Origin of the sequence: Actinomadura roseirufa (genome assembly GCF_900659635.1) — a bacterium.
GTDB classification, from domain to species: Bacteria; Actinomycetota; Actinomycetes; order Streptosporangiales; family Streptosporangiaceae; genus Spirillospora; species Spirillospora roseirufa.
Genome location: NZ_CAACVB010000314.1, coordinates 1 through 7,894, shown reverse-complemented (window position 1 = coordinate 7,894; position 7,894 = coordinate 1). Strand labels below are relative to the sequence as shown.

Genomic DNA, 7,894 nt, shown 5'->3' with positions numbered 1-7,894 from the left:
TCGGCCTGGAGTCGCACGAGGACCCCTACATCGTCGCGGGCAACCTGGAGCCGCTGGAGCCCGGCATGGCGTTCTCGGTGGAGCCCGGCATCTACCCCGGCCCGCACGGCGCCCGCATCGAGGACATCGTCGTGTGCACCGAGGACGGCTTCGAGCCGATGAACGTCACCGGGCGGGGCCTGGTGGTCGTCGGCTGACCGCGTGATGGGACCGGTCCACGACCGTCCGGTCCCGGGACCTGCGCCTCGAGGGCGGGACGGCTCGGCCGTCCCGCCCTCGCGGCCGTTCCGGTGCCCGTCCGCGCCTGAAACGAGCGGATAACGATCTCTGCACCAAATGGTCCGGCGGGTGTTGGCCGTGTTGCGGCGGGGGCATTCGGCCCTGTACGACCTTGTGTCGTCATTACACGGAGGCAGCGGCTGTTGTTTTCGCGTAATGGGCGGGTCCCGTCCTGCCCGGCGTCCCCCCGGTCCCGCACCGGTCTCGCGCCGTGCCGCGCGGGCTCCGCCGGCTGGGACAGCGCCGTGCCGGACGAAGAGGAGACGCCGTGGCAGAGGTCGACCTGACCAGTGTCGGGAAGGTCTATCCCGACGGGACGCGGGCGGTGACCGACCTGAACCTCAGCATCGCCGACGGGGAGTTCCTCGTCCTGGTCGGGCCTTCGGGCTGTGGCAAGACCACCGCGCTGCGCATGGTCGCCGGCCTCGAGGACATCTCCGAGGGCGAGGTGACCATCGGCGGGCGGACCGTCAACCGCGTGCCCGCGCGCGACCGCGACGTGGCGATGGTGTTCCAGAGCTACGCGCTCTACCCGCACCTGTCCGTCCGCGACAACATCGGGTTCGGGCTGACGCTGCGCAAGCTGCCCAAGGCCGAGATCCACGCGAAGGTCGAGCACGCCGCGCGGATCCTCGGGCTGACCGAGCACCTGGGCCGCAAGCCCCGCAACCTGTCGGGCGGCCAGCGCCAGCGCGTCGCGATGGGCCGCGCGATCGTCCGCGAGCCGCAGGCCTTCCTGATGGACGAGCCGCTGTCCAACCTGGACGCCAAGCTGCGCGTGCAGATGCGCGCCGAGATCGCCCGCATCCAGCGCGACCTCGGCGTCACCACGATCTACGTCACCCACGACCAGACCGAGGCGATGACGCTCGGCGACCGGGTCGCGGTGATGAAGAAGGGCGAGCTGCAGCAGGTGGCGCCGCCGCAGGAGCTCTACGACCGGCCCGCCAACCTGTTCGTCGCCGGGTTCATCGGCTCACCGGCCATGAACCTGGTCCAGGGCACGCTGACGGGCGACGCCGCCGCACCGCGCCTGGAGCTCGGCGGGCAGACGCTGACGCTGCCGGGCGAGGTGCTGGCCGCCCGGCCCGCCCTCGCGGAGCGCTTCGGCCGCGACGTCGTCGTGGGGATCCGCCCCGAGGACATGGAGGACGCCGACCTCGTGGAGGCGCCCGAGGGCGGCGTGCTGCGCTCCACGGCCGACCTGGTCGAGGCCATGGGCTCCGACGTCCTGGTGCACTTCGCCGTCGACGCCGCCCAGGTCGTCACCGAGGACACCAAGGAGCTGGCCCGCGACGCCGGGACCGACGTGCTGGGGCACCTGGACAGGCCCAGCACCGACCTGGTCGGGCGGTTCAGCCCCCGCACGCGCGTGAAGGCCGGCGACCCGGTGACGATCCGCGTCGACACCGGCCGCCTGCACTTCTTCGATATCGAGTCCGGCGCGTCGATCTGGGGATCGGACGCCGCCGTTCCGGCCACAGAGGATGAGGGAGAGCGATGAGGGTCACCAGGCGCAGGACGCGAACCCGGCGCGTGCTCGGCGGAGCCGTCGCGGCGGGGCTGCTGCTGTCGGCCGCCGCGGCGTGCGGCGGCGACGACGACAAGGACGGCGACGGCGGCGCGCCCGCCGGCGGAGGGGCGCTGAAGGGCGTCAAGGTCGAGGTCGCCGCCAAGTGGACCGGTCCGGAGGAGGCCAACTTCCGCAAGGTGCTGCAGGCGTTCGAGAAGAAGACCGGCGCGACCGTCACCTACGCCTCCACCGGCGAGAACACCGACGCCTACCTCGGCCCGCGGCTGGCGGCCAAGAACCCGCCGGACGTGGCGATCCTGCCGCAGCCCGGCCTCATGCAGCAGTACGCGGCCAAGGGGGCGCTGAAGCCGCTCGGCGCCGACGTGGTCGCCGAGGTCGGCCAGAACTTCTCCCCCTACTGGAAGGAGCTCGGCTCCGCCAAGGGGCAGGCGTACGGCGTCATGGTGAAGGCCGCCTACAAGTCGATCCTGTGGTACCGGCCGCAGGTGTTCGCCGACGCGGGCGTCCAGCCGCCCGCGACGTTCGACGACCTCGTCAAGGCCGCCGGCACGCTGCAGGAGGCGGGCACGACCCCCTTCGCGCTCGCCGCCGGCCCGCAGGACTCGTGGACCCTCACCGACTGGTTCGAGAACGTCTACCTGTCGCAGGCCGGGCCCGCGAACTACGACAAGCTCGCCAAGCACGAGATCAAGTGGACCGACCCGACCGTCGGGAAGGCCCTGGAGACCCTCGCCAAGATCTGGGGCAAGCCCGACCTGCTCAACGGCGGCGTCGCGACCGCGACCAAGACCAAGTTCGACGAGTCGGTCACCCAGACGTTCGGCCAGGGCAAGGCGGCGATGGTGTACGGCGGCGACTTCGCCGCCGCCAACATCGCCACCACCAAGGCCAAGGTCGGCACGGACGCCAAGGTGTTCGCCTTCCCCAAGGCCGGCGACACCGCGCCAGCGATCCTCGGCGGCGACGTCGCCGTGGCGCTGAAGGACGGCAAGGGCGCCCAGGAGCTGATGAAGTACCTCGCCTCGCCCGAGGCCGGCAAGGTCTGGGCCGGGCTCGGCGGCTACCTGACCCCCAACAAGAACGTCCCCGCCGACGCCTACTCCGACCCGATCGCCAAGCAGCTCACCGCCCAGCTGCAGCAGTCCGGCGACGCCGCCCGCTACGACCTGTCCGACCTGGCGCCCGCCGCGTTCGGCGCCACGCCCGGCAAGGGCGAATGGGAGGCGCTGCGCGCGTTCGTGCAGAAGCCCGCGGACGTCAAGGGGGCGCAGGCCAGGCTCGAGGCCGAGGCCGCCGGGGCCTACAAGTAAGGCCCGGGGAACTGATGAAGTCTCGCGAAGACGGGGTGCCGCCGGCCGCCACGGCCGGCGGCGCCGCCGCCGTCACCGCACCGGACGCCGGGCGGCCCGGCCGCCGCGCCCGGGAGCGGCTCACCCCGCCGTCCTGGCTGGCGCTGCTGTTCCTGCTGCCGGCGCTGCTGCTCCTCGGATTCCTCGTCGTCTACCCCATCGTCTACTCGGTGGTCCGCAGCTTCTTCGACGCCTCCGGCGACTCGTTCGCCGGGCTCGACAACTACACGGGCGTCTTCCAGGGGCACGACAACCTCGTCGCGGTGCGCAACACCGCGATCTGGGTCGTCGTCGCGCCCACCGTCGTGACCATCGTCGGGCTCCTGTTCGCCGTCCTCACCGAGCGGATCCGCTGGTCGACGGCGTTCAAGATGGTGGTGTTCATGCCGATGGCGATCTCGTTCCTCGCCTCCGGCGTGATCTTCCGGCTGGTGTACCAGCAGGACCCCGACAAGGGCGTCGCGAACGCCGCGATGGTCGCGGTGCACGACCTGTTCCGCGACGGGACGGCCTACCCCGGCGCCGGGCCCCGCGCCGGCGGGAACCAGCCCGTCCGGGACGAGGGCGGCGCGGTCGTGACCGCCGGCCCGCTCGCGGCCGGGCAGAGCGCCCTCGTCCCGCTGCTGAAGGTCAAGCCCGAGTACCTGCCCGCGAAGGCCCGGCCCGCGGCCCGGCCGCCGGCGGCCGGTCCGGGCCGGCTGACCGGGACCGTCTGGTTCGACTTCACCAAGGGCGGCGGCGGCGCCCCGAACGTCCCGAACGCGGGGGAGAGCGGCCTGCCCGGCGTCCGGGTGGAGGCGGTGCGCGGCGGGAAGGTCGTCGCGCGGGCCACCACCCGGCCCGACGGCACCTTCGAGCTGCGCAAGGTGCCCGCCGGACCCGTCACGGTCCGGCTGCCCAAGGACAACTTCACCGCCTCCTACGGCGGCGCGGAGTGGCTCGGCGGCACGCTGATCACCCCGGCGATCATCGGGTCGTACCTGTGGGTGTGGTCCGGGTTCGCGATGGTGCTGATCGCCGCCGGGCTCGCCGCGATCCCCCGGGACGCGCTGGAGGCGGCCCGCGTGGACGGCGCGACCGAGTGGCAGGTGTTCCGGCGGGTGACGATCCCGCTGCTGGCGCCCGTGCTGATGGTCGTGCTGGTGACGCTGGTCATCAACGTCCTGAAGGTCTTCGACCTGGTGTTCGTCATCGGCGGAGGCGATCCGGACGCCAGCGTGCTGGCACTGCAGATGTGGACCGAGTCGTTCGGCGGCGGGGACGACCCGGGGGCGGGCAGCGCGATCGCGGTGCTGCTGTTCCTGCTGGTGCTGCCCGCCATGCTGTTCAACGTTTGGCGACTGCGGCAGGAGCGCAAATGAGCACCGCGGACGGCACCGCCGGCACCCCGCGCACGCAAGCGCCCGAGACCGGAGCACCCGGCACGACGGGCGCCCCGCCGGCAGAGGCGGCCGCCGGGGGAGGGGCGTCCGGCGCGCCGCGCCGCGGCGTGGCCTCCCGCGTCGCGGCCCGGCTCGGCGGCGGCGCCGTGCAGGCGCTGCTGGTGGTGGTCGCGCTGTTCTGGCTCGTGCCGACGTTCGGGCTGCTGGTGGAGTCCCTGCGCTCCAACGAGGACAACAACGCCAGCGGGTGGTGGACGGCGCTGTCGAAGCCGTCCCAGCTCACCTTCGGCTCCTACTCCGCGCTGCTCGACAAGCCCGACTTCGTCGACTCGTTCTGGAACACCGTGCTCATCACCGTCCCGGCGACGGTCCTGGTGGTGGCGATCGCGTCGCTGGCCGCGTACGCGTTCGCGTGGCTGGAGTTCCCCGGCAGGGACTGGCTGTTCCTGCTGGTGGTGGCGCTGCTGGTGGTCCCGGTCCAGGTGGCGCTGCTGCCGGTCGCCGAGCTCTACGGCAAGATCGACTTCGGTGGGTTCGCGATGTTCGGCTCGATTACCGGCGTCGTGCTGTTCCACGTCGCCTTCGGGCTGCCGTTCGCCATCTTCCTGCTGCGCAACTTCTTCGCCGCGATCCCCCGGGACCTGCTGGAGGCGGCGCGGATGGACGGCGGCTCGGAATGGACGATCTTCCGGCGGGTGATCTTCCCGCTGGGCGGCCCGGCGATCGCCTCGCTCGGCATCTTCCAGTTCCTGTGGGTGTGGAACGACCTGCTGGTCTCGCTGGTGTTCGCCGGCACCGACTCCCAGCCGATGACCAAGTGGCTGCAGTCCCAGATGCGCCAGTTCACCGGCAACATCGACATCCTCGCGCCGGGCGCGTTCCTGTCGCTGATCGTCCCGCTGGCGGTGTTCTTCGCCTTCCAGCGCTACTTCGTGCAGGGCGTGCTCGCCGGCTCGGTGAAGTGAGGGCCGTGCCTGAGTGACGCGACGGTGATGCCCACGGCCGCGGGCCGTGGGCATCACCGTGAGCGGGGTCGGGCGTCAGCCGGCCGGCTTCCGCAGGGCGGGCCCGCCGCCGGACGCCGCGTCCCGGTGCCCGATCGCCAGGCCGCTGGCCGGGTCGAAGAAGTGCAGCCGCGTCGTGTCGACCGCCAGGTTGACCTCCTGCCCGGGGCGCACGTGCGAGCGCGAGTTGACGCGCGCCGTCCACAGCGCCTTGTTGTCGATCAGCGGGATCGCCTCGCTCTCGCCCTCGGCGGCGTCCTCGGCCAGGTCGGCGGTGTCCTTGTGCTCGACCGGCGGGGCGTCGATGGCGAAGATGACGTTGATCTCGCTGCCCAGCTCCTCGGTGACGCTGCTGCGCACCGTCAGCGGCGCCCACTCGGGCTTGGCGTGCGCGGCGTCCTCGAAGTCCGACGGGCGGACGCCGAGGATGAGCGAGCGGCCGATGTAGTCCTGCAGGCCGGGCCGGTCGGCGAGGACCCCGTCGGGCACCGGCAGGGTGAACCCGGCGAAGGAGACCTGGGCGCCGCCGTCGCCGCCGTGCAGCTCGGCGGAGACGAAGTTCATCGCGGGCGAGCCGATGAAGCCCGCCACGAACAGGTTGACCGGGTTGTCGAACAGCCGCTGCGGCGTGTCGACCTGCTGCAGCTTGCCCTCGCGCAGCACGCACACCCGCGACCCGAGCGTCATGGCCTCGACCTGGTCGTGGGTGACGTAGACGGTCGTGACGCCGAGCCGCTCGTGCAGCTGGCTGAGCGAGGCGCGCATGGACACCCGCAGCTTGGCGTCCAGGTTCGACAGCGGCTCGTCCATCAGGAACGCCTGCGGCTCGCGGACGATCGCGCGGCCCATCGCGACGCGCTGGCGCTGCCCGCCCGACAGCGCGGCGGGCTTGCGGCCGAGGAACTGCTCCAGCCCGAGCATCCGGGCGGCCTCGCGGACCTTCTCCTTGATCTCGGACTTGGGCGTGCCGCGCAGCTTCAGGCCGAAGGCCAGGTTCTGCTCGACCGTCATGTGCGGGTACAGGGCGTAGTTCTGGAAGACCATCGCGATGTCGCGGTCCTTGGGCGCCAGGTCGTTGACGACCTGGTCACCGATGGAGATCTTGCCCCCGCTGATCTCCTCCAGCCCGGCGATCATCCGCAGCGCGGTGGACTTGCCGCAGCCGGAGGGGCCCACCAGCACCATGAACTCGCCGTCGCGGATCTCCAGGTCCAGGCCGTCGACGGCCTTGACGCCGCCGGCGTACACCTTGTCCACCCGGTCTAGCACGATCTTGGCCATTGGTTCCCCTTCCGATGGAAACGTTTCCCATCAACCCTTGTCCATCAGGGCGTTCACTGTATTGGTCGGAGTAAACAACATGGAATCGTTTCCAGGGGAGGCGTGCGCATGAGAAGATGATCGAAACCCCCCGGGACGGAAGGCGGACCGCCGTGACGCAGCCGCGAACGGCGACGATCAAGGATGTGGCGGCCGCCGCGGGCGTCGGCATCGCGACGGTGTCGCGCGTGTTCTCCGGCACCGGCTCGGTGAGCGCCGCCACCCGCGAGCGGGTGCTGGCCGCCGCGCGGGAACTGGACTACCGGCCGAGCGCCCTCGGCCGCGGGCTGAAGCTGCGCCGCAGCGGCGGCATCGGGCTGATCGTCCCCGACGTCACCGACCCGTTCTTCGCCGAGCTGGTCGCCGGCGTGCTCGCCTGCGCCCGCACCTTCGGCGAGCACGTCGTGGTCGACGCCAGCGGCGGCGACCCCGCCCGCGAGGCCGAGATCGTCGACCGGCTCGTCGGGCAGCGGGTCGACGGCGTCATCGCCGTGCCGGCGGGCGAGGAGGCCGACTGGCGGGCCGCCGCCCGGGTGTGCTCCAGCGTCGTGTTCGCCGAGCGGCTGCTGCCCGGCCTGCCCGGCGTGCCCGCGGTGCTCGCCGACGACGCCGGCGGCGTCCGGTCCCTCGTGGAGTACCTGGTCGGCCTCGGGCACCGGCGGATCGCCTTCCTCGGCGCCGCCGCGCCCGGCGACGCGCCCGCCGTCCGCGAGCGCTCCTTCCGCGAGACGCTCGCCCGGCTCGGCGTGCCGCCCGACCCCGACCTGCTGGTCTTCGCCCGGCCCGCCCGCGACGCCGCCTACGCCGCCGCGGCGGGGCTGCTGCAGCGCCGCGCCGACGTCACCGCCGTGCTCGCGGCCGGCCACCTGCTCGGCGAGGCCGCCGTGCTGGTCGCCCGCGAACTGGACCTGCGGGTGCCCGCCGACGTGTCCATCGCGATGGTGGACGACGTCGCCTGGGCCGAACTGTGCGACCCGCCGCTGACCGCGGTCGCCCGGCCCGCCCGCGACATCGGCTACCGGGCCT

7 protein-coding genes are annotated in these 7,894 nt (G+C 72.5%); 6 read left to right on the top strand and 1 reads right to left on the bottom strand.

The features are described from left to right. The 5 genes from E1291_RS36300 to E1291_RS36280 all read left to right on the top strand — a co-directional run. A partial coding sequence (locus tag E1291_RS36300; protein WP_131742583.1) for a M24 family metallopeptidase occupies positions 1 to 197 on the top strand: 197 nt, incomplete at its 5' end. Between the two features lie 350 nt (positions 198 to 547). Further along, positions 548 to 1,783, top strand: coding sequence for an ABC transporter ATP-binding protein (locus E1291_RS36295; protein WP_131742582.1), 1,236 nt, complete (start codon positions 548 to 550; stop codon positions 1,781 to 1,783). Further along, positions 1,780 to 3,123, top strand: a complete 1,344-nt coding sequence (locus E1291_RS36290; RefSeq protein ID WP_131742581.1) for an ABC transporter substrate-binding protein — start codon at positions 1,780 to 1,782, stop codon at positions 3,121 to 3,123. Before E1291_RS36295 ends, E1291_RS36290 begins: the two co-directional genes overlap by 4 nt. A 14-nt stretch (positions 3,124 to 3,137) precedes the next feature. Beyond that, the gene (locus tag E1291_RS36285; protein ID WP_131742580.1) at positions 3,138 to 4,523 is read left to right on the top strand and encodes a carbohydrate ABC transporter permease; all 1,386 of its coding nucleotides are present in this window, start codon (positions 3,138 to 3,140) and stop codon (positions 4,521 to 4,523) included. Further along, complete coding sequence (locus E1291_RS36280; protein ID WP_131742579.1) at positions 4,520 to 5,509, top strand: carbohydrate ABC transporter permease; 990 nt, start codon at positions 4,520 to 4,522, stop codon at positions 5,507 to 5,509. The genes E1291_RS36285 and E1291_RS36280 overlap by 4 nt, the downstream gene beginning before the upstream one ends. Positions 5,510 to 5,584: 75 nt before the next feature. Here the strand turns inward: E1291_RS36280 and E1291_RS36275 are convergent, their stop codons facing one another. Continuing rightward, entirely contained in the window at positions 5,585 to 6,829 is a 1,245-nt protein-coding gene (locus E1291_RS36275) for an ABC transporter ATP-binding protein (protein ID WP_131742578.1), read from the bottom strand. A gap of 152 nt (positions 6,830 to 6,981) precedes the next feature. Here E1291_RS36275 and E1291_RS36270 point away from each other — a divergent pair. Continuing rightward, on the top strand, positions 6,982 to 7,894 hold a 913-nt coding region (locus E1291_RS36270; RefSeq protein ID WP_242614598.1), incomplete at its 3' end, for a LacI family DNA-binding transcriptional regulator.

Excerpts from the sequence above, each read along its gene's own strand:
- E1291_RS36290 (WP_131742581.1), top strand. The coding sequence starts at position 1,780 with ATGAGGGTCACCAGGCGCAGGACGCGAACCCGGCGCGTGCTCGGCGGA.
- E1291_RS36285 (WP_131742580.1), top strand. The coding sequence starts at position 3,138 with ATGAAGTCTCGCGAAGACGGGGTGCCGCCGGCCGCCACGGCCGGCGGC.
- E1291_RS36280 (WP_131742579.1), top strand. The coding sequence starts at position 4,520 with ATGAGCACCGCGGACGGCACCGCCGGCACCCCGCGCACGCAAGCGCCC.
- E1291_RS36275 (WP_131742578.1), bottom strand. The coding sequence starts at position 6,829 with ATGGCCAAGATCGTGCTAGACCGGGTGGACAAGGTGTACGCCGGCGGC.